General features: G+C 69.0%; 17 protein-coding genes. 11 read left to right on the top strand and 6 right to left on the bottom strand.

All coding sequences use genetic code 11. From position 1 onward, the window contains the following. Window positions 1-15 precede the first annotated feature (15 nt). The 8 genes from AC2EWF_RS06210 to AC2EWF_RS06175 all read left to right on the top strand — a co-directional run bounded on the left by AC2EWF_RS06210 (window position 16) and on the right by AC2EWF_RS06175 (window position 8,236). Window positions 16-342, top strand: a complete 327-nt coding sequence (locus AC2EWF_RS06210; protein ID WP_483638498.1) for a c-type cytochrome — start codon at window positions 16-18, stop codon at window positions 340-342. Then, window positions 339-1,145, top strand: coding sequence for a co-chaperone DjlA (gene djlA / locus AC2EWF_RS06205; RefSeq protein ID WP_483638497.1), 807 nt, complete (start codon window positions 339-341; stop codon window positions 1,143-1,145). The genes AC2EWF_RS06210 and djlA overlap by 4 nt, the downstream gene beginning before the upstream one ends. Before the next feature lie 85 nt (window positions 1,146-1,230). After that, entirely contained in the window at window positions 1,231-1,899 is a 669-nt protein-coding gene (rpe, locus tag AC2EWF_RS06200; RefSeq protein WP_483638496.1) for a ribulose-phosphate 3-epimerase, read from the top strand. Window positions 1,900-2,640: 741 nt separating this feature from the next. Further along, window positions 2,641-3,330: a proteobacterial dedicated sortase system response regulator gene (gene pdsR, locus AC2EWF_RS06195; protein ID WP_483638495.1), complete on the top strand. Its 690-nt coding sequence runs from the start codon at window positions 2,641-2,643 to the stop codon at window positions 3,328-3,330. Window positions 3,331-3,332: 2 nt separating this feature from the next. Next, on the top strand, window positions 3,333-3,923 hold the full coding sequence (locus tag AC2EWF_RS06190) for a hypothetical protein (RefSeq protein ID WP_483638494.1): 591 nt from the start codon (window positions 3,333-3,335) through the stop codon (window positions 3,921-3,923). A 10-nt stretch (window positions 3,924-3,933) separates the two neighbouring features. Continuing rightward, window positions 3,934-5,946 (top strand): ATP-binding protein, encoded by a 2,013-nt coding sequence (locus tag AC2EWF_RS06185; RefSeq protein WP_483638493.1) that lies wholly within the window; start codon window positions 3,934-3,936, stop codon window positions 5,944-5,946. Between the two features lie 156 nt (window positions 5,947-6,102). Then, window positions 6,103-7,578: an anthranilate synthase component I gene (gene trpE / locus AC2EWF_RS06180; RefSeq protein ID WP_483638492.1), complete on the top strand. Its 1,476-nt coding sequence runs from the start codon at window positions 6,103-6,105 to the stop codon at window positions 7,576-7,578. Window positions 7,579-7,600: 22 nt separating this feature from the next. Further along, window positions 7,601-8,236: a hypothetical protein gene (locus AC2EWF_RS06175; RefSeq protein ID WP_483638491.1), complete on the top strand. Its 636-nt coding sequence runs from the start codon at window positions 7,601-7,603 to the stop codon at window positions 8,234-8,236. Here AC2EWF_RS06175 and AC2EWF_RS06170 read toward each other — a convergent pair. From AC2EWF_RS06170 to AC2EWF_RS06145, 6 genes are all read right to left on the bottom strand, one after another. Further along, window positions 8,233-9,048, bottom strand: a complete 816-nt coding sequence (locus tag AC2EWF_RS06170) for an N-acetylmuramoyl-L-alanine amidase (protein ID WP_483638490.1) — start codon at window positions 9,046-9,048, stop codon at window positions 8,233-8,235. The genes AC2EWF_RS06175 and AC2EWF_RS06170 overlap by 4 nt on opposite strands. A gap of 23 nt (window positions 9,049-9,071) precedes the next feature. Continuing rightward, window positions 9,072-10,127, bottom strand: a complete 1,056-nt coding sequence (locus AC2EWF_RS06165; protein ID WP_483638489.1) for a serine hydrolase domain-containing protein — start codon at window positions 10,125-10,127, stop codon at window positions 9,072-9,074. Between the two features lie 291 nt (window positions 10,128-10,418). Further along, window positions 10,419-11,117 (bottom strand): M15 family metallopeptidase, encoded by a 699-nt coding sequence (locus AC2EWF_RS06160; protein ID WP_483639116.1) that lies wholly within the window; start codon window positions 11,115-11,117, stop codon window positions 10,419-10,421. A 101-nt stretch (window positions 11,118-11,218) separates the two neighbouring features. After that, the gene (locus AC2EWF_RS06155; protein WP_483638488.1) at window positions 11,219-12,820 is read right to left on the bottom strand and encodes a serine hydrolase; all 1,602 of its coding nucleotides are present in this window, start codon (window positions 12,818-12,820) and stop codon (window positions 11,219-11,221) included. After that, window positions 12,817-14,085, bottom strand: coding sequence for a diaminopimelate decarboxylase (gene lysA / locus AC2EWF_RS06150; RefSeq protein ID WP_483638487.1), 1,269 nt, complete (start codon window positions 14,083-14,085; stop codon window positions 12,817-12,819). The genes AC2EWF_RS06155 and lysA overlap by 4 nt, the downstream gene beginning before the upstream one ends. Before the next feature lie 19 nt (window positions 14,086-14,104). Then, on the bottom strand, window positions 14,105-15,583 hold the full coding sequence (locus tag AC2EWF_RS06145) for a transglutaminase-like domain-containing protein (RefSeq protein WP_483638486.1): 1,479 nt from the start codon (window positions 15,581-15,583) through the stop codon (window positions 14,105-14,107). 167 nt (window positions 15,584-15,750) lie between these two features. On the opposite strand from AC2EWF_RS06145, the gene AC2EWF_RS06140 reads away from it, so the two are divergent. From AC2EWF_RS06140 to AC2EWF_RS06130, 3 genes are all read left to right on the top strand, one after another. After that, window positions 15,751-17,160, top strand: a complete 1,410-nt coding sequence (locus AC2EWF_RS06140) for a C40 family peptidase (RefSeq protein WP_483638485.1) — start codon at window positions 15,751-15,753, stop codon at window positions 17,158-17,160. A gap of 843 nt (window positions 17,161-18,003) precedes the next feature. After that, on the top strand, window positions 18,004-19,104 hold the full coding sequence (locus AC2EWF_RS06135; protein ID WP_483638484.1) for a dipeptide epimerase: 1,101 nt from the start codon (window positions 18,004-18,006) through the stop codon (window positions 19,102-19,104). Between the two features lie 13 nt (window positions 19,105-19,117). Further along, window positions 19,118-19,975: a MurR/RpiR family transcriptional regulator gene (locus tag AC2EWF_RS06130; protein ID WP_483638483.1), complete on the top strand. Its 858-nt coding sequence runs from the start codon at window positions 19,118-19,120 to the stop codon at window positions 19,973-19,975. Window positions 19,976-20,150 lie beyond the last annotated feature (175 nt).

Below are 20,150 nucleotides of genomic sequence, written 5' to 3'. Positions count from 1 at the left end.
CCCCAGCTTCCGTCGATGCGCATTCTGCTGACCGCGGCACTCTGCCTCACCGTCGCCATGCCGTGCGTGGCGCAAACACCCGCGGCCGGCATCGCGAAGCCGTCGCGGCTGGGCCTGTGCGCGGCCTGCCACGGCGAGACCGGCGTGGCCGTGATGCCCGGCGCCCCGAACCTTGCCGGGCAGAGGCTGGACTACCTGCGCCAGGCGCTGAAGGATTACCGCGACGGCCGCCGCGACGTGCCGGTGATGCGCGCCGCGATCGGCCCGCTCGATGCGGCCGAACTGGACGCGCTGGCGCGCTGGTACAGCGCCCAGATCCCGACGCCGGCGGACCAGCCATGAGCTTCACCTACACGCTCTGGTTCGGCTTCTTCGGCCTGCTGATCGGCCACCTGCCCGGCGCGATCACCGGCGCCATCATCGGCTTCGTGTTCGACAACCTGCGGCACAGCCAGCGCAAGCAGGCCACGCCGGAGGCGGGCGGTTTCGTCGGGCCATTGTTCGCGCTGCTCGGCGCGGTGGCGAAGTCCGACGGCCGCGTCTCCGAGGCGGAGATCGCCGTGGCCGAGCGCATGATGGCGCGCATGGGCCTGGACGCCGCGCAGCGCCAGCAGGCGATCGCCAGCTTCAACGCCGGCAAGCAGCCGGAATTCGACGTCACGCCCACCATCGACGAGCTGCGTCGCTGGGCAGGCCTGCGCCGCGACCACGCGTTCCCGGTGCTGGACGTGGTGATCGACACCGTGCTCGCCGAAGGCAATCCGCCGCCGGAGAAGATGGCGATCCTGCGTCAGCTCGCGTTCGCGCTGCGCGTCAGCGACATGGAGCTGATGGCGCTGATGGCGATGAAGGGCTATGCGTGGAACGCGGGCGGCGCGCGCGGCCGCGGCGGCCAGGGCTACGGCGGGGGCGGCTACGTGCCGCCGCAGCGCAATACCCAGGGGCCCGATCCCTACACCGTGCTCGGCATCGAGCGCAGCGCGGACGACCGCGCGGTGAAGCGCGCCTACCGCAAGCTGATTTCCGAGCACCACCCCGATCGCCTCGGCGACCTGCCCGAGGCGATGCGCAAGCGGGCCGAAGCCCGCGCCAGCGAGATCAACGCCGCCTACGAGCGGATCAAGGCGGAACGAGGCTTCAAGTAGGAGCGCACCCGGTGCGCGAATGCTTTGGCTTCGATCAACATCAGAGTGGTCGCGCACAGGGTGCGCTCCCCCAGGAATCATGCCCATGAGCAAGCAAAGCCCCGTCATCGCCCCCTCCATCCTCGCCGCCGACTTCGCGCGGCTGGGCGAGGACACCGCCGCCGCGCTGGCCGCGGGCGCGGACTGGGTGCACTTCGACGTGATGGACAACCACTACGTGCCCAATCTCACGATGGGCCCGATGGTGTTGTCCGCGTTGCGCAAGTACGGCATCACCGCGCCGATCGACGTACACCTGATGGTGAAGCCGGTGGATCGCATCGTGCCCGACTTCGCCAGGGCCGGGGCCACCTTGATCAGCTTCCACCCCGAGGCCAGCGAGCACATCGACCGCAGCATCGGCCTCATCAAGGATTCGGGCTGCCAGGCCGGGCTGGTATTCAACCCCGCCACCTCGCTGGACTGCCTCGACTACGTACTGGACAAGCTCGACCTGGTGCTGATCATGTCGGTGAACCCCGGCTTCGGCGGCCAGAAGTTCATCCCCATGGCGCTGGAAAAGCTGCGCCGCGTACGCCGCATGATCGACGAGCGCGGCCTGGCCGTGCGGCTGGAGGTGGACGGCGGCGTCACCGCCGAGAACATCGGCGCGATCGCCGCCGCGGGCGCCGACACCTTCGTGGCCGGCTCGGCGATCTTCCATGCCGGGGACTATGGCGCCGAGATCGCGGCGATGCGCACGGCGATCGGCTGAAACGGCGCCGCTTCAGCGACGGCCTGAAGCCAGTCGCCGCCGATGCCGTTTGCAAAAAGCCCCGGCGTGGCGACAGCCGAGCCGGGGCAAACGTCATTGCATGACGTGCGAGGAGACACCATCGACCGGCGCCATGGTGCGGACAAGGCGGCCACGGAGGGGAGGTCAGCGGCCGTATCGGCGCCATCCACGGCAATGGATGTAGCACCGGTCATCAGGTCTGACCCGCCCCGGAAGGGATTGGTTCCCCAAAAAAATCCCCTCGTGTGGAGGGGATGAAGGAACCACCATGTCGGAGGATCGGGTGGATGGGGCCGGGACGCCGCGGCAGGCTTGTTCAGCATCGGGACGCGATCCGTCGTGCCCCGCGGCCGGAGCGCCTCCCTGCGCGCCGGCCGCTATCGCTTTCCACGGCTAACCGGGCGTTGACGGGTTACGGTGCACCGATTCAGTGCAGGCCAAGCAGCAGGCCTAGCAGCAGCGCGCCCAGCGCCAGCGTCACCCGCAGCGGCTCGAAGCCACGCAGTTCGGCGTTGGGGTCACGGTCGGCGGCATCGTGGCGGGTCATGGCGGCATTCCGGGAGGCGTTGGCCGCATCTCATCTCCCGGCGCGGCCGTGCGGGCGGCGCGGGAGGGGCTGCTTGCCGCCGGTTTGTGGCAAAACAGGGGCAGCAGCGGCAAGCGGCTTGCGCCATCGGCGCGCACATAGCACGCTGCGCGCCATCGCCACCGGGAGCCGCCATGGGCCGCAACATCGCCATCGTCGAGGACGAACCGCTGATCCGCGCGAACTACGTCGAGGCGCTGAACCGCTTCGGCTACGACACGCGTGGCTACGCTTCGCGCCAGGAAGCTTCCGGCGCATTCGCGATGCGCCTGCCGGAGCTGGTGATCATCGACATCGGCCTGGGCGACGAACCGGAAGGCGGCTTCGACCTCTGCCGCGAACTGCGCGCGAAGTCGGCCACGCTGCCGATCATCTTTCTCACCGCGCGCGATTCGGACTTCGACGTGATCTCGGGCCTGCGCCTGGGTGCCGACGACTACCTCAGCAAGGACACCAGCCTGCACCAGCTCGCTGCGCGCATCGCCGCGCTGTTCCGCCGCATCGAGTCGCTGAAGGCGCCGGCGGCCAGCGAGACGGTGATCGAGCACGGCCCGCTGAAGATGGAGTCCGAGCGCATGCGGATCACCTGGAACGGCACCGAGGTGCCGCTCACCGTCACCGAGTTCTGGATGGTGCACACCTTGATCCGCTTCCCCGGCCATGTGAAGAACCGCGACCAGCTGATGCGCGAGGCGGAGCTGGTGGTGGACGACGCCACCATCACTTCGCACATCAAGCGCATCCGCAAGAAGTTCATCGCGGTGGCACCGGAGTTCGACGCGATCGAGACGGTGCACGGCGTGGGCTACCGGTGGAAGCCGTGAGCATGCATGCGATGCCGCGAGGCCTGCTGGTGGCGTTGCTCCTGCTCCTGCCCCTCGCGGCAGCTGCCGCGCGGAGCGGCGACGACGTGCTGGCCCGCGGCGTGCGCGATGGCAAGGCGCCGGCGTGGGCGATTGCCGTGGCGAGTCCGCCGGGCTGGACGCGCGACTGCTGCATGTACGCCAAGGCGATCGGCGTCGACGCCGTGCTCTACCAGGGCGAGTGGACCGGCAAGCCCGAGCGCGTGATGGTGCTCAACGTGTGGCCGCGCAAGCTGGCGACGCTGGCGGACGAGCTGGCAGCCGACCGCAAGCAGTACCTGCAGCGCGACGAAGCGGGCAAGGCCACCGACATCGTCATCCACAATCCGCACATGCCCTGCCGCGGAGTGGTGTATGAAGGCAGCGACCGCATCGACGATGCAGTGGTGTTCTGCGACCCGGGCGAGGCCAGCGGCGTGCGCCTCAGCTGGTCGATGAGTTTTGCCGACGGCGACGCCACGCGCCGCGCGCTGCTCGATGCCTTCATGCAGGTGGCGACCAACGCGCGCTACCAGCGCGACACCGGGCCGGCCGCCACCGGGAAGAAGCCGTGACGGCCATGCGATGACCCTGCGCCGCAAGCTGCTGCTGGTCGCGCTGTGCACCCTGGCGCTGCCGGTGGCCGGCTGGCTGTACGTGCGGCAGATGGAGGCGCTGTTGCGCGAAGGCCAGGCGCAGGCGCTGATCGCCTCCGCGCGCGCGGTGGCGCGCAGCCTGGTGGTGACGCACGCACCGCTGCCGCAGGGTGACAGCGCGTGGTACGTGGAACAGGCGGCCAACCCGATCACCGTGGACGGCTACGGCGACGACTGGGCGCCGCTGACGCCGTGGAGCCAGCCGTTCGGCACGCGCGGCAAGCTGCTGCTTGCCGAGGACGCGGGCGGGCTGTACCTGTACACCGAAGTGCGCGACACCCGGCGCACCCGTGCAGATGCGCAGGACGGCGCCAACGCGCTGGCCGCCGACCACCTCAACCTGGTGCTGGGCAACGCCTCCGGCCAGCAGCATTACCTGCTGGAAAGCGATGCGCCTGGCGCGATCGCCGCCCGGGCGCTGGGGCCGCCGGTGGCCGGCCTGCCCGCGGAATTCCCGGCGCAATGGCAGGAGGACGGCAGCGGCTTCCGCATCGAGCTGCGCCTGCCGCGCGGCCTGCAGCTGCAGATGCTGGGCATCGGGGCCTATGTCGCGGAGGCCGGCGGCGACCGGCTGGCGGTGGAAACGCGGCCGCTGCTGGACTATTCGGCCGCGCTGTCGGCCGAACTTGCCAGCCTCGTGCCCGAGCGCACGCAGGCGCGCGTGCTGTCGCCGCAGGGTTGGCTGCTGGCGCACAGCGGCCGGCTGGATACCGCGCCTGGCGCGCACGGCCAGCCTGGCTGGTTCGCTTCGCTGGTCTACCGGTCCTTGCTGGCCACCCGGCTGGAGGACGCGAACCTGTGGGCGCAGGACGTGCCACGGCTGGACACGCCCGAGGTCCTGCGCGCCCGCGCGGGGGCGCCGGCGAGTGTGTGGCGCAGCGGCGAGGAGCGCGGCAGCGTGGTGCTCTCCGCCGCGGTGCCGATCGAACGGGACGGCAAGCCCGCCGGCGTGCTGTTGCTGGAACAGGCCAGCCGCGCGGTGCCGCTCCTGGCCAACCGCGCGCTTCTGGGGCTGCTGCTCACCAGTTTTGGCGTTTTGCTGCTGGCCGGCGCGATCCTGCTGTGGTTCGCCACCCGGCTCAGCCTGCGGCTCGGCCGTTTGCGCAATGCCGCGGAGCGCGCGCAGCTTGCGGACGGGCGTCTGGACGGCTCGCTCGAACGTGGCCGCTTCCCGATGACCGATGCGCCGGACGAGATCGGCGACCTCGCGCGCAGCTTCGAGCGCCTGTTCGAGGCGGTGGGCGGCTACACCGACTACCTGCGCACGCTGGCATCCAAGCTCTCGCACGAACTCAACACGCCGCTGGCGATCGTGAAGTCCTCGCTGGACAACCTCGAGCATGCCCAGCTGCCGCCTGACGCCCAGCCCTACCTTGCCCGCGCCCGCGACGGCGTGGCGCGACTGGGCGCGCTGGTGCGCGCGATGAGCGAGGCCAGCCGGATGGAACGCGCGATCGCTGCCGCGGAACCGGAGGACGTGGATCTGCGGGAGGTGGTGCGCGGCTGCGCCGAAGCCTACCGGCCGCTGGCCGGCACGCGGCGGCTGGACTGCGTGCTGCCCGACGCGCCGCTGCACCTGCACTGCGCGCCGGAGCCGATCGCGCAGGCGCTGGACAAGTTGTTCGACAACGCGCTCTCGTTCACACCGCCCGAGGGCTGGCTGCGGCTCAGCCTGAGGCCCGTCGACGGCGGTGCCGAGATCGAGCTGGCCAACCAGGGACCGCCGCTGCCCGCGGCGATGGCTGGCCGGCTGTTCGACTCGCTGGTGAGCCTGCGCGATAAGGCCACTCCCGGCGATGCGCCGCACCTTGGCCTGGGCCTGTACGTGGTGCGGCTGGTGGCCGAGCGCCATGGCGGCTCGGCCAGCGCGCGCAACCTCGACGACGGCAGCGGCGTGGCCTTCAGCCTGCGCCTGCGCGGCATGCCGCGGCAGCGGCTTTGAGGGCAGCCCGTTTCCCTCCCGGTTGCGGCGCGTCGGGATGAGCCCCTGCGCGCGGGCCGGTGCCGGGCAAGCGGGATGCCGGCTTCTGGACGTCCATACGGAAAACCGCGCGGCCCTGCTATCGTGTGCAACCCGTCCCCCGCTGGATCGTTCCCCGTGATCTCCCGTAGCGACTTCGACGCGCTGGCCGCCCAGGGCCACACCCGCATCCCGCTGGTGCGCGAGGTGTTTTCCGACCTCGACACCCCGCTGTCGGTGTATCTGAAGCTGGCCGACGGCCCGTACACCTTCCTGTTCGAGTCGGTCGAGGGCGGTGCCACCTGGGGGCGCTATTCCATCATCGGCCTGCCGGCGAAGCGGGTGTTCCGCCTGCGCGGGCACGAGCTGGAAGTGGAAGACTCGGGCGAGGTCACCGAGCGCCGCCATGTGGCGGATCCCCTCGGCGAGATCGAAAAGCTGCGCGCACGGTACGACGTGCCGCGCCTGCCGCAACTGCCGGCGTTCAGCGGCGGCCTGGTCGGCTACTTCGGCTTCGAGACGATCGGCTACATCGAACCGCGCCTCGCGCGCTGGGATCGCGCCGACGAGCTGGGCACGCCCGACGTGCTCTTGATGCTGGCCGAGGAAGTCGCCGTGTTCGACAACCTCAAGGGACGGCTTTACCTGATCGTCCATGCCGATCCGTCGCAGCCACAGGCGTACGCCGCCGCGCAGCGCCGGCTCGACGCGCTGGTGCATCGCCTGCGCCAGGGCGGCGCGGCGTATCCGCAACTCACCCAGTCCGTCGCGCTGGACGAAGGCGATTTCAAGTCGTCGTTCACCAGGGCCGAGTTCGAGGCGATGGTGGAGAAGGCCAAGGAATACATCCGCGCCGGGGACATCTTCCAGGTGGTGCCCTCGCAGCGGCTCAGCGTGGGCTTCAACGCGCGGCCGGTGGACGTGTACCGCGCGCTGCGTGCGCTCAACCCGTCGCCGTACATGTACTTCGTCGACCTGGGCCAGACGCAGATCGTGGGCTCGTCGCCCGAGATCCTGGCGCGGCTGAAGGACGGCAAGGTGCTGGTGCGCCCGCTGGCTGGCACGCGCAAGCGCGGTGCTACGGAGGAGGAAGACCAGGCGCTCGAGGCCGAACTGCTGGCCGATCCGAAGGAGCGCGCCGAGCACGTGATGCTGATCGACCTGGGCCGCAACGACATCGGCCGCATCAGCGAGACCGGCAGCGTGGAAGTGAGCGACTCGTTCGCCATCGAGCGCTACTCGCACGTGATGCACATCGTCTCGCAGGTGGAGGGCAAGGTGCGGCCGGACGTGAGCTACATGGATGTGCTCAAGGCCACCTTCCCGGCCGGTACGCTCAGCGGCGCGCCGAAGATCCGCGCGCTGGAGATCATCCAGGAGCTGGAGCCGTACAAGCGCAACATCTACGCCGGCGCGATCGGCTGGATCGGCTGGTGGGGCGATGCCGACACCGCGATCGCGATCCGTACCGCGGTGATCCAGGACGGCCGCCTGCACGTGCAGGCCGGCGCCGGCATCGTCTACGACTCCGACCCCGCCGCCGAGTGGGAGGAGACGATGAACAAGGGCCGTGCCCTGTTCAGGGCGGTGGCGCAGGCAGTGCAGGGGCTGTAGGCGCATGCGCCCGCGGAATCTCGTGGCATGTGCCGTGCTGGCGCTGGCCGCTGGTCCCGTCGCCGCGCGTGAAGGCTGGCCGGACACGCCGCTGGCCCGCACGCAGGCGCTGGCCGAGCTGCAGACGCTCAACGCCCAATTGCTGAGCCATCCCAGTGCCACGCTGACTTTGGAGCGCTGGTGCGGGGCGCACCGCCTGGCGGCGCAGGCGAAGGTCGTGGCGCATCGCGTGGAAGGCGAGAACAAGCCGCTGCCGCCGGACGGACGCAGCCTGCTCGGCATCGGCCCGGACGTGCCGGTGCGTTACCGCCGCGTGCAGCTGGCCTGCGGCGACACGGTACTGTCCGATGCCGACAACTGGTACGTGCCGTCGCGGCTGACCGCGGCAATGAACCGGCAGCTCGACACCACCGACGTGCCGTTCGGCAAGGTGGTGCAGCCACTGCATTTCCGCCGGCAAACGCTTTCGGCGGAACTGCTGTGGTCACCGTTGCCGCGGGGCTGGGACAGCGGTGCCGCATTGCCGCCGGCAAGCAGCAAACCGTTGGTCATCCCGCCGCACGTGCTGCAGCACCGGGCGCTGCTGTATGCGCGGGACAACCGGCCCTTCAGCCTGGTGGTGGAGAGCTATACCGCGGGCGTGCTGGTCCGGCCCTAGTTGATCGGCGCCTGCGCCGACGGCGCGGTGCAGGTGTTCGGGCCCGGCTCGATCTGCTGTACCAGGTTGTAGAGGATGCGCAGGTCCTGTGCGTCCAGCGTGTCGCCTTCCATGCCGCGGAAGTGGTGGTGGAAGGAGCGCACGGCGGCGGGACGGTCGTCCAGGGCGTAGCCGACCACGGCCATCGCCATCCACGGGTCGAAGCCGGGCGGCGGGTCGCACAGCGGGCCGCGCGGCCAGCGGCCGAAGCCGGCCTCGGCGAGCTGCTGCCATGGGAACAGCGGGCCCGGGTCGACCTTGCGGCCGGGAGCGAGGTCCTCGTGGCCGATGATCTGCGTGGGCGGGATGTGCAGGCGCGTGGTGAGATCGGCGAGCAGGCGCAGCAGGCTGGCGATCTGCGGTTGCGCGAACGGCGTCTGGCCGTCGTTGTCCAGCTCGATGCCGATGGACGCCGAGTTGAGGTCGGTGATGGTGCCCCAGCGTCCCGGTCCCGCCTGCCACGCGCGCAGCTGGTCGGGCACCAGCTGGTAGATGTGGCCGTCGCGGCCGATCAGGTAGTGCGCGCTGACCGGTCCGCCGCTGTTGTGCGTGCGCAAGGTATCCAGGCTCTGCGCGACGGACTGCTGTTCGGTGAAGTGCAGCACGATCAGCACCGGCCGGCGGGTGTCGTAGTTCGGCGACGGCACCCAGGTCGCCAGCGGGTTGCGCGGCGGCGCGTGGGCGCAGGCGGCGAGCAGCAGGAGCATGACCAGCAGCGCCGCAAGACGGATGAAGGCGAAGCAGCTGCGCAACGTGCCGGGCAATGCGTGCATGGATGCGGTGTCCGATGGATGGTTCAGTGCTGCAGGAACGGTTCGGCGATCGCCAGCACGGTGCGGTAGGGCTCGGGATCGTTGCGGTTGCTGAGCAGGATCACCGTGAGATGCTGCTTCGGCCAGCGCACGATCACGTTGCGGAAGCCGATGCTCTCGCCCGAGTGCCACAGCGTATCGCCGGTGATGCGCCAGCCGTAGCCGTAGTCGGCCTGGTAGGGCTCGCCGACGACCTTCGCATGCGGGCTGAAGGCGAGCTTGCGCGAGGCATCGCTGAGCAGGCGGTCGTCATAGAGCGCGGCGTCCCATTTCGCAAGGTCGTCGATGCTGGAATAGATACCGCCGTCGCCGCGGGTGGCGCTGGTCAGGTCCTGGTCGGTGCGCTGCCATTGGCCGTTGGTTTCGCTGTAGCCCCAGGCGCGGTCGGGCACGGTCTTGCCGTCGTGCACGTAGAGCAGGGTGTGGTCCATGTGCAGCGGCTTGAAGATGCGTCGTTCGAGGAAATCCTGCAGCGTGGTGCCCGAGGCCTTCTCCACCACCAGGCCGAGCAGCACGAAGCCGGTGTTGCTGTAGCGGTAGGCGGTGCCGGGCGGGAAGTAACCGTGCGTGGTGGCGCCGATCATGCGCAGCACGTCGTTGTCGTTGAGCTGCTTCGTGGTGCCCGGCGGGATCAGGTCCTCATAGTCGAGCAGGCCGCCCGTGTGGCAGAGCAGTTCGGCGAGCGTCACCTTGTCGGTGAAAGCCGGCAGCGAGGGCAGCCAGTGGCGGATCGAATCCTCGAGCTTCAGCCTGCCATCCTGCGCCAGCAGCAGGATCGCGGCGGCGGTGAACTGCTTGGTCACGGAGGCGAGGCGGTAGTCGGTGGCCGGGGAGGCGGCGACGTGGTGTTCCAGGTCGGCCATGCCGTAGCCGCGGTCGATCAGGGGGCGGCCGTCCTTGATCACCAGCAGCGAGGCGCCGGGCACGTCGCCGGTGTATGGCTGCATCAGCTGATTGGCGTTGTTGATGGCGTCGGCAGTCGATGCATTGGCCACGCCGGCTGCGAGCAGCGACAGGGCGAACAAGGTGGCGAGACGCATGATGGACCTCCGGAAGCCGAGATTTGGACCCCTCTCCCCTTGGGAGAGGGGTTGGGGTGAGGGTTCGTTATCGCTGTAACCTCCGGCTTCGCCCGAACCCTCACCCATCTGGATTCGCGCCATCCATGGCGCCTCACCCCCTCGGGGCCGGCTTCGCCGTCCCGCTGGTGCTCCAGCGCCTGCAGGTCGGCACCCTCTTCCTCGCTCCTCAAGGCAGGGCCATCCATGGCCCTTCCCCGCGTCCGGAGGGAGAGGGGATGCTTCGGACAGGGTGTGGCAAGAATGAAGTGTTCATTGCACCGGCACGTCATAGAGCGTGTGCGGCGTGGGTTCGGGCGTGAGGGTGTAGTGCCACCACTCCAGCGGGTAGTTCCTGAATCCCCCGCGCTCCATCGCCGCGCGCAGGCGATGGCGGTTGGCGAGCTGCACGGTGCTGACGCCGGGCGCATCGGTGTGGGCGCGCACGCCGAACCAGTCGAAGCCGGTGCCCATGTCCAGCGGTACGCAATGGGTGCCGTCGGCGGCGCAGCGTTCCAGGGTGAGGTCCACGGTGGCGCCGCGGCTGTGGCCGGATACGGGCGCGATGTAGTCGCCGAGCAGTTGCGATTTGTCGAGGTTCGGATAGTGCTGCGGCTTGGTGCGCTGGTCGCCAAGGTCGTGCGCCCAGTGCACGAAGTCCGCCACCGCGCGGGCGGGGCGGTAACAGTCCCACAATTTCAGGCGGTAGTGCTGCGCGCGCAGCTCGCGCTCGACCCGCGCCAGCGCCTCGGCGGCGGGGCGCAGCAGCAGGCACCTGGGCGCGCGGTAGCCATGCACCGGCCGGCCGACGAAGTTGTCGCTGCCGGCGTACTTGATGTCCTCGGCCATGCCGGGCACCAGGCTGCGGATGTCCACCAGGCCTGCCTGTGCCGCGGTTTTCGCGGGCGAGAGCTGCGGCGGCGGTTCGTCGGCCCGCGCGTTCGACAGGCAGGCCGCGAGAGTGAGGGCCAGTGCGATGCCGCAGGAGCGCACCCTGCGCGCGAACGCTTTTGGCTCCGGTCCGCCGTCAGGGCATTCGCGCACAGCGCGCGCCCCTGCAGGGAACCGGCGCTTCACGGGCAATCCCCCGTGCGGGTGAAGTGCAAGTCCTCGTAGTCGGAGCTGAAGTCGCCCAGCGGATCGACCTTGGCCATGGTCAGGGTGGCGGGCCGGCCCCCTTGCGCGGGGTGGAAGTCCAGCCAGGCGTCGGGGTCCATGCCATGGTTGCTCCAGTGCACCAGGTCGCGGCCGCCGAGACGCATCACGTCGCCGTTGAGCCGCGGCGACTTGGCGACGGCGAAATGCACTCGGCCGTCCTTGGGGCACAACGCAAGATCACCGAGCCACGGGTCGCGGTAACGCCCCATCCACGAGGCCAACGCGGCAGGCGTGACCGGCGTTGCCTTCGAGGTGTCGGGCGCCGCGGCGCGCCTGCTGGCTTGCTCGTCGGTGCGCTGCAGCGCGTCCGCATACCAGGCGACGTCGCGCGTGTCGTCCGGCTTGGTGAAGTGCTTGAGCAACGCTTCGCCGAGCACGGTGCGCGCGGATTCCGCCTCGCCGTTGATGAGGAACACGAAGCCGTCCTTCCGGTCGGGCAGCAGCATCAGTTCGGAGTACATGCCGTCCAGCGTGCCGGTGTGCCACACCGTCCAGGTGCCGTCCACGTCGGTCATGCGCCAGCCGTAGCCGTAGGCCATGATGTGGCTGTCGTCCCAGTCGCGGTGCTGTTCGGAAACGGGGATCAGCATATGCGGCGATTGCAGCACGTGGCGCTGTTTCGCGGAGAGCCACTGCAACTGCGCCGGCGTGGGCGCCAGCCAGTTGCGCGCCCAGGTCAGCATGTCGTCGAGGTCGCAGCGGATGCCGCCGGCGGGGGCGGAGGTGATCGCCGGGATCACCGGGCCGTCCTCGTCCGTCGGGACGTTGCGGTCGCCCTCGCGGGCGTGCGGCTCGGCCACGTCGCCCACCGCGTCGCGGTTCCACTGGCCGACCTGGCAGCGCGAAAGCCCCAGTGGCCTGAACACCTCGCGGTGCATCAGCGCCTCGTACGGTGCGCCGCCCGCGGCGGCGGCGACCTCGCCGGCCACCACGTAGAGCAGGTTGTCGTATTCGTATTTCGAGCGGAAGCTGTAGCCGGGCTTGATGTAGCGCAGGCCGTGGATGATGTCGGCGCGGGTGAACGCGTTCGGCTCCGGCCACAGCATCAGGTCGCCGCCGCCTTCGGGCAGGCCGCTGGAATGGGTAAGCAGGTCGGCCACGCGCATGTTTTTCGTGACCCAGGGGTCGTGCATGCGGAAGTCCGGCAGGTACTTCGTCACCGGGTCGTCCCAGTGCAGTTTGCCTTGATCCACGAGACGGCCCAGCAGGGCCGTGGTCATGGCCTTGCTGTTGGAGGCGATCTTGAACAGCGTGCGCGGCGTGATCTTCTGTCCCGAGCCGGCGACGGTTTCGCCGCGCGTGGCGACGTAGACCACCTTGCCGTCCTCGATCACGCCCAGCGCGATGCCGGGCAGATGGTAGCGGGCGACCACCGTATCGAGGATGCGGTCGTAGTCGTTGTTCGCCGACGGAGGCGCCGGCGTCGGCGCGGCGGCGTGCGCGGGAGCAGAGAGCGCGTGAGCGGCCAGCAGCGCGAGGCCGAGGCACGCCGTCGTGGGCGATGCGAAGGGTTTCATGTCGTCTCCCACTGGCTGGCCGGCTGTTCGTCGGCCAGCATTTCATCCAGGGTCTGGCGCCGGCGCACCACGGCGGCACGACCGCGGTCGAGCAGCACTTCGGCGGCCAGTGGTCGCGAGTTGTAGGTGGATGCCATGGACGCGCCGTAGGCGCCGGTGCCGCGGATCATCACCAGGTCGCCCGCGGTGCAGGCGGGCAGCGTGCGGGCCTGCGCGAAGGTGTCCCCGGTTTCGCAGACCGGGCCCACCACGTCGTACACGGCTTGCGGTCGTGCTTCGTCCGATACCGGCACGATGTCGTGCCAGGCATCGTACAGGCTGGGTCGGGCGAGGTCGTTCATCGCTGCGTCCAGCACCAGGAAGTCGCGCGCCTCGCCGTGCTTGACGCGCAGCACGCGCGTCAGCAGCACGCCGGCCTCGGCCACGAGGTAGCGACCGGGTTCCAGCAGCAGGCGGCCATCGAAACCGGCGAGCGCGTCGCGGATGACCCCCACGTAATCGGCCGCGGCGATGGGCACGTCGCCCTCGCGGTAACGCACGCCGAGGCCGCCGCCCACGTCGATGCTGGCGACGGGATGGCCGGCGTCGCGCAGTTCGCGCCAGAACGCGGCCACCCGTTGCAGGGCGAGGCGATACGGTTCCAGCGAGAGGATCTGCGAACCGATGTGCACGTGCAGGCCGTCCAGCCGCACGTGCCGCAGCGTGGCGCGTGCATCGAACCAGCGGCGCGCCTCGGCGATGCTCACGCCGAACTTGTTTTCCGACTTGCCGGTGGAAATCTTGGCGTGGGTAAGCGCGTCCACGTCCGGGTTGATGCGCACCGCGGCGCGCGGCTCGGCGCCATGTTCACCGGCGATGCGTTCGATGGCGTGCAGTTCGTCCAGCGATTCCACGTTGAAGCGCTGGATGCCTGCCGTCAGCGCATCGGCGATCTCGGCGTCGTTCTTGCCCACGCCGGAGAACACGATGCGTGCAGGCGGGATGCCGGCACGCAGCGCGCGCTGCAGCTCGCCGGCGGACACGATGTCCGCGCCCAGCCCGGCCTGGGCCATCAGTTCCAGGATGGCGCGGTTGCCGTTGGCCTTGACCGCGTAGCAGATCATCGCGTCCATGCCTTGCAGCGCCTGCTGCAGGCCGGCGATGCGCTGGCGGATCGCCCCGGCCGAGTAGGCGTGCAGCGGCGTGCCGTGCCGTTCGGCGAGGGTGGCGAGGTCCACGCCATCGAAATGCGTGGAGGGCAGCGTGTCCGTGGCGGGTGGGTTCATTGTGGATTCGGTGAAGGGATCAATGCCCGCCTGCCGGCGACCAGTCGAAGCTGTAGCGCCACTTGTCGTAGTAGAGGTTGCCACCGCTCCACTCGACTTCGCCGCGCTGCGAATCCACGTTGTCGGAGCGGAACGACTGCTTGGCCGGCGTGAAGTCCTGGCCGAAGTCGCTGTTGAAGGCGACGCGCCAGGCATCCAGCCCGCCGAGATAGAACCACTCCAGTGCGGCGTCGCCGGGCTTGGCATGCGCGCCCGGATGCAGCCGGCCGAAAGTGACGTCCATCGGCACCCAGCCGTAGGGTGCGAGGTAGAGCTGGCCCCAGTCGTGGATGTCGTTGTAGCCGTGGTCGGCGAAGATCGCGCCGGACTGCCAGCGCGCCGGGATGGCGTTCAGGCGCAGCAGGGCGATCAGCAGCATCGTCTGCTGGCCGCAGTCGCCGTGGCCGGCGTGCAGCGTGTAGTCGCTGAGGTCGGGAATGGTCGAGTACTCGCGCGCGCCCGCCCACGGGATCTCGTCCACAGCGGCGAACAGCTTCTGCGCGATGCGGTAGGGGTTCTTCTCGTCGCCCACCACCTGGCGCGAGAACAGCCGCAGCTGCTCGGTGAACACCAGGTGCGGCGGCCGCTCGGCCACGTAGGGCGCGAGGTCCGGCGTGATGGTCGCCGGCACCACCTTGGCCGGGTCGATAGCGTGGTATTGCGCGTGGATCGTGAGCTCGTAGGTGACCGAAAAGGTGGTGGGCTTGCCGGCCTGCGCGGTCTTTTCGAAATACACCGTACGCATCGGCGCGCCACCGGGCGCGATCTCGTGCTTCGCGGGCACGCTGCCGACGTAGCGGATGTCGTCCTGCTGGCCAGGCAGCGGCTTCGGGTAGGGAATCCACGCGCGCAGGGTTTTCCCGGCCGGCACCGCGTCGGCATCCACGGTCAGTGTCTGGGTGATGCGCACCCTGTGCGGCAGCACGCTGCTGCTGTCCTCCTGCAGCGCCGCCGCGCGCACTTCGCGGTGGTAGTCGTTCAGCACGCCCATCGGGTCGTCGTCGAACGGCGCGGGATGGGCGCGGCGCGCGGCGGCCTCGGCGCTGAGGCGGAAGATGTTGGAGGCGTCGCGCTTGAAGTACATCACGCGGCCGTCGATCACCATGTGTTCGAGCAGGCCGTGTTCGTCCCAGTCGCGGAATTCGTCGTCGCGCAGGTCGGGCACCTGCTTGCGGATGCGCGCCTTCAGCGCATCGGCGTCGAGCGAGAAGTCGTAACGGATGCGGCGCATCCGTTCGCGCTGGAACAGCAGCGCGTCGCGCGTGGCGGCATCCAGGCCTGGCTGGTCCAGGGCCTGCGTGATGTCGGCGTCGGCGGCCTGGAACTGGCCAGCGTCGACCAGCGCGGCGATGTCGGCCGGAGCGTCGGCGGCCCAGGCCGTCGCGCACGGTACGGCCAGCAGAAAGAATGCGAACAGCAGGCGCGTCGCCCGGTGTGGAGCGGATGTCGCATTCGCCATCATCGGAACCCTTGCGATGCTTCCCCAGCGGGTTGTGTAGCACGCTTGCAAATGTTGGTCAATAATTTATGCTGGCAATGAAAATTCATGGAATCAAATATTCCTTGGCGTGTCGCGCAGCCGTGCCATCGTGTCCGGCGACCTGCGGGTGAGGGGGGGGTGAAACGATGAAGCGTCCGGTGCTCGCAGCCTTGGTTCTGGCCCTTGCGCTCGTCCATGCGCCGCTGCCGGCGCGTGACGCACCCGCCAGCGCCCTGCCGGTTCCGCCCAGTGGCGTGCTTGGCGTGGGCGATGCGCAACTCACGCCGGACTTCTGGATCGCCCTGCAGCCGCAGCCCGACCGGATGATCCTTTCCCGCGCGCAGATCGACGCGCAGAACGCGAAGCTATTCCGGCTCGATCCCACCCTGCACGATCTCGCGGCGCTGCCCGCCACGCTGCCCAGCGCGCAGGTGGCTGCGTGGATCGAACATTTGTCGAAGCGGCCCGCGCATGCGCTGTACGACGAACACGGCCTGCCAGTGCCGGCGACCACGCTGTACAAGGTGGAGGGCGACCTGGCGCTGGAGGCGATCCCCGCACAGACCACGGTGCGCTATGGCCTGGTGGTGCAGCGCGCCGCGCTGCGCACCTTTCCCACCACGCTGCGCGTGTTCAGCAGCGACGACGACCACGACATCGACCGCTTCCAGGAAAGCGCCGAGTTCCCCGGTACGCCGGTGGCCATCCTGCATGCCAGCCGCGATGGCCAATGGCTGTTCGTGGTGAGCCCGCGCTACGCGGCGTGGATGCAGAAGCGCTACGTGGCGGTAGGCGCGAAGGATGTGGTGCTGGCCTACGCCGCCAGGACGCCGTACCGCGTGGTCACCGGCGCCAGCGTGCGCACCGTGTTCACGCCCGAACAGCCGGCGGTGTCGCAACTGCAGCTTGACATGGGCACGCGCGTGCCGCTGCTCACGTCGCTGCCGCCCGACCAGCCGGTGAACGGCCAGACGCCGTATGCCGCGTACACGCTGCAGCTGCCCATCCGCAGGGACGACGGCAGCCTGGAGCTGGTGCCGGCCCTGCTGCAGAAGAACACCGACACCGCTGCCGACTACCTGCCGCTGACGCCGCGCAACCTGGTCACCCAGGCGTTCAAGTTCCTCGGCGAGCGGTATGGCTGGGGCCATTCGTACGACGGTCGCGACTGCTCGGGCTTCGTCTCCGATGTCTACCGCAGCATGGGCGTGCAGATGCCGCGCAACACCGGCGACCAGGCCAAGAGCCCAGCGCTGGAACATCGCCTGTTCACCGCCGCCGACAGCCATGCGGTGCGCCTACAGGCGGCGATGCAGCTGCGGCTGGGCGACCTGGTCTACATCCCCGGCCACGTGATGATGGTGCTGGGCCAGTGGAAGGGGCAGCCGTGGGTGATCCACGACGTGCTGGGCATGAGCTATGCCAGACCGGATGGCTCCGTGGCGCACGTCAAGCTCAATGCGGTGTCGGTGACGCCGTTGTTGCCGATGCTTTATGGCAAGGATGGCTCGACGTTTATCGACCACATGACAAGCATCGTGCGTATCCGGCGATGAATCGCAGGCGATTCCAATCGTGGCCGTCATTGCCTCTCGCACACCGGTGTACGCTGCTCGCATCGCTTGCTTGCGGACGCGCGGAGAGGCGCCATGGATGGCGCCGACTTTCCTCGCTCCCCAAGGCCGAGCACATCCATGTGCTCTTTCCGCGCGGGGGAGCGAGGAGAGAGGTTGGGGGAGAGTGGTTTTTGCTTCTGTGCTCCCGCAAGTTTCAGAGCGGTTTCGGTCCGCTGCCGCGGCCCGAGTTACTTTTCTCTTGCGTGGCCAAGAGAAAAGTAACCCAAAGAGAAGGCCACCCCGGTTGGCGCTCTCCGGGCATCCTGCCCTGCGAGTCCGTGAGTCGTGGCCGGGCTTTTCGAGCGGGCCTCCTGCCCGCGCGAAAAGGCGAGTCCATCCCTGGCCTCGCCCGCTGCGCGGCCTGCTCGTCCCCGCCTCACCGCCGCCCAGGGGCCCCGGAAAAGCAGGCGTGCGTCGTGCGCGCTAGAAGCGGCAGCGCTGCGCGCTCTTGCTTCTGCGCGCCGGGAGCGCGCGGCTCTACCGGGGCCCCTATGGCGCGGCGGGTGGGTGGAGGAAAGTCCGTAGGATGGCCGGCAGGAGGCCGGCCAGTTTTCCGCCGGTACAGGGAGGTGCCGTCGGAAAACCCCGTAGCCCACCCGCGTACCCGGAAGGCAGGATGCCTGGAGGGCGCGCCATCGGGGTGGCCTTTCTCTTGGGTTACTTTCTCTTTGGCCACGCAAAGAGAAAGTAACTCGGGCGCCGACAGGCGCACGAAACTGCTTTGTTGCGGCGACCAGCATGCGCGAATGCGAACGCACACCCACTACAGATGAAAGCCACCCCATGAAAATCACCGACATCCAGTTCGGCATGCTGCGGGTACCGCTGAAGACGCCGTTCAAGACCGCGCTGCGTACGGTGAACCAGGTCGAGGACATCGTGGTGATGGTGCACGCCGACACCGGCCACGTGGGTTACGGCGAAGCGCCGGCCACCGCGGTGATCACCGGCGACACCCACGGCTCGATCATGGACGCGATCCGCCACTACATCACGCCACGCCTGCTCGGCCAGGACGTGGCCGAACTCAACCGGCTGACCCATCTGGTGCAGTCGTCGATGGAGAAGAACACCAGTGCCAAGGCGGCGGTGGAGATCGCGCTGTACGACCTGTGGGGCCAGCTCTACGGCGCACCGCTGTACAAGCTGCTGGGCGGTGGCGACCCGGTGATCACCACCGACATCACCATCAGCGTGGACTATATCGACAAGATGGTCGCCGACTCCGTTGCCGCGGTGGAACGCGGCTTCGAGTCGCTGAAGATCAAGGTGGGCAAGGACATCGGCGTCGACATCGAGCGCGTCAAGGCGATCTACGCGGCGGTCGAGGGCCGCGCCCTGCTGCGGCTGGACGCCAACCAGGGCTGGACGGCCAAGCAGGCGGTCTACGCACTGCAGACGCTGGAGGATGCCGGCATCAAGCTGGAACTGGTCGAGCAGCCGGTGAAGGCGCGCGACCTGGAGGGCATGCGCTACGTCACCGAGCGCGTGCACACGCCGATCATGGCCGACGAGAGCGTGTTCGGGCCGATGGAGGTGATCGAGCTGATCCGCCTGCGCGCCGCCGACATCATCAATATCAAGCTGATGAAGACCGGCGGCATCTCCAACGCCATCAAGATCGCGGATATCGCCGCGCTGCATGGCGTGGAGTGCATGATCGGCTGCATGCTGGAAACCTCGATCAGCGTGGCGGCGGCGGTGCACGTGGCGGTGGCCAAGTCCAACGCGATCACCAAGGTGGACCTGGACGGCCCCTCGCTGTGCCAGTTCAACCCGGTGGACGGCGGGGTGATCTTCAACGAGTCCGAGATCTCGGTGACGGATGCGCCGGGCCTGGGCATCCGCGAGATCCGCGGGCTCGAAACCGGCAGTGCGGTTTGAGGCAGGGCGCCGCATGTCGCCCCTGGTAAAGATCCGCGCCGAGCGCGACCAGATGTCGGCGGTGGAGCGCCGCATCGCCGACTTCGTGCTGGACAACGCCCAGCTGCTGCGCGACTACTCCTCGCAACAGCTCGCCAACGCGTTGGGCATCAGCCAGTCCAGCGTGGTGAAGTTCACCCAGAAGCTGGGCTTCAAGGGCTACCCCGATCTCAAGTACTCGGTGGGCGAGGCGATCGCCCGCGCCGACAGCGGCGACGACGAGGATGCCGGCGTGCAAGCCGGCGGCGAGACGGGCGAGCCGCTGGCCGGCGGCCTGTGGCGGCGCAAGTCCGAGGCGGAAGAGGCCACGCGTCTCATCAATCCACCGCAGGCGCTCGCCGCGGTGACCGGGGCCCTGGCGAAGGCGGCCCAGGGCGGCAAGGTGTTCCTCATCGGCCTGGGCGAAGACGATGTCCATGCGCGGGGTTTCGCATACAAGCTCGCGTTGCTCGGCCTGCCTGTCGTGCACAACTTCGACATCGCGCGGATGGCCGCCAATGTCTCCACCGCCGATCCAGGCGACGTGCTGCTGGTGTTCTCCGAACATGGCAACCAGCCGGCGCTGTGCAGGATCGCCCGGCATTTCCGCGAACACCGCGGCACGGTGGTCAGCGTGACCCGGCACAGCGCCAATCCGCTGCGCGCGCTGGCCGACACGGCCTTGCTGGTGTCCGCGCACGACGAACGCCCTTACATCCAGTCGCTGCTCTACCAGTCCGCGCTGCAGCAGCTACTGGATGTGCTGTTCGTGCAGCTTTGCGAAGGTGACGAGGGGCGCCATGCGCAACTCGTCGCCAACCTGGAACGCATCCAGCAGGTGCTGGAGCCTTGATGGGCACCCTGGCGTTCATCGGTGCTGCAAGCTGGAGCCCCTCTCTCGCCGGGAGAGGGGTTGGGGTGAGGGTATGGTTCTGCCGCAACGCCCGTCTTCACCCGAACCTTCGCCCGCCTCGATTCGTGCTATCCGTGGCGTTCACCCCGGCGGGGTCGGCTTCGCTGTCCTGCAG

The sequence above is a fragment of the Rhodanobacter sp. sgz306013 genome, assembly GCF_057031145.1.
Note: the sequence above shows the minus strand (reverse complement) of the source record. Positions and strands in the feature narration are given on the sequence as shown.

What these genes read in the sequence shown, in the direction of transcription:
- AC2EWF_RS06170 (WP_483638490.1), bottom strand. Translation starts at nt 9,048, where the DNA reads ATGCACGCATTGCCCGGCACGTTGCGCAGCTGCTTCGCCTTCATCCGT.
- AC2EWF_RS06155 (WP_483638488.1), bottom strand. Translation starts at nt 12,820, where the DNA reads ATGAAACCCTTCGCATCGCCCACGACGGCGTGCCTCGGCCTCGCGCTG.
- AC2EWF_RS06210 (WP_483638498.1), top strand. Translation starts at nt 16, where the DNA reads ATGCGCATTCTGCTGACCGCGGCACTCTGCCTCACCGTCGCCATGCCG.
- rpe (WP_483638496.1), top strand. Translation starts at nt 1,231, where the DNA reads ATGAGCAAGCAAAGCCCCGTCATCGCCCCCTCCATCCTCGCCGCCGAC.
- AC2EWF_RS06140 (WP_483638485.1), top strand. Translation starts at nt 15,751, where the DNA reads ATGAAGCGTCCGGTGCTCGCAGCCTTGGTTCTGGCCCTTGCGCTCGTC.
- AC2EWF_RS06185 (WP_483638493.1), top strand. Translation starts at nt 3,934, where the DNA reads ATGACCCTGCGCCGCAAGCTGCTGCTGGTCGCGCTGTGCACCCTGGCG.
- AC2EWF_RS06135 (WP_483638484.1), top strand. Translation starts at nt 18,004, where the DNA reads ATGAAAATCACCGACATCCAGTTCGGCATGCTGCGGGTACCGCTGAAG.
- AC2EWF_RS06190 (WP_483638494.1), top strand. Translation starts at nt 3,333, where the DNA reads ATGCATGCGATGCCGCGAGGCCTGCTGGTGGCGTTGCTCCTGCTCCTG.
- lysA (WP_483638487.1), bottom strand. Translation starts at nt 14,085, where the DNA reads ATGAACCCACCCGCCACGGACACGCTGCCCTCCACGCATTTCGATGGC.
- AC2EWF_RS06130 (WP_483638483.1), top strand. Translation starts at nt 19,118, where the DNA reads ATGTCGCCCCTGGTAAAGATCCGCGCCGAGCGCGACCAGATGTCGGCG.
- AC2EWF_RS06165 (WP_483638489.1), bottom strand. Translation starts at nt 10,127, where the DNA reads ATGCGTCTCGCCACCTTGTTCGCCCTGTCGCTGCTCGCAGCCGGCGTG.
- pdsR (WP_483638495.1), top strand. Translation starts at nt 2,641, where the DNA reads ATGGGCCGCAACATCGCCATCGTCGAGGACGAACCGCTGATCCGCGCG.
- djlA (WP_483638497.1), top strand. Translation starts at nt 339, where the DNA reads ATGAGCTTCACCTACACGCTCTGGTTCGGCTTCTTCGGCCTGCTGATC.
- AC2EWF_RS06145 (WP_483638486.1), bottom strand. Translation starts at nt 15,583, where the DNA reads ATGGCGAATGCGACATCCGCTCCACACCGGGCGACGCGCCTGCTGTTC.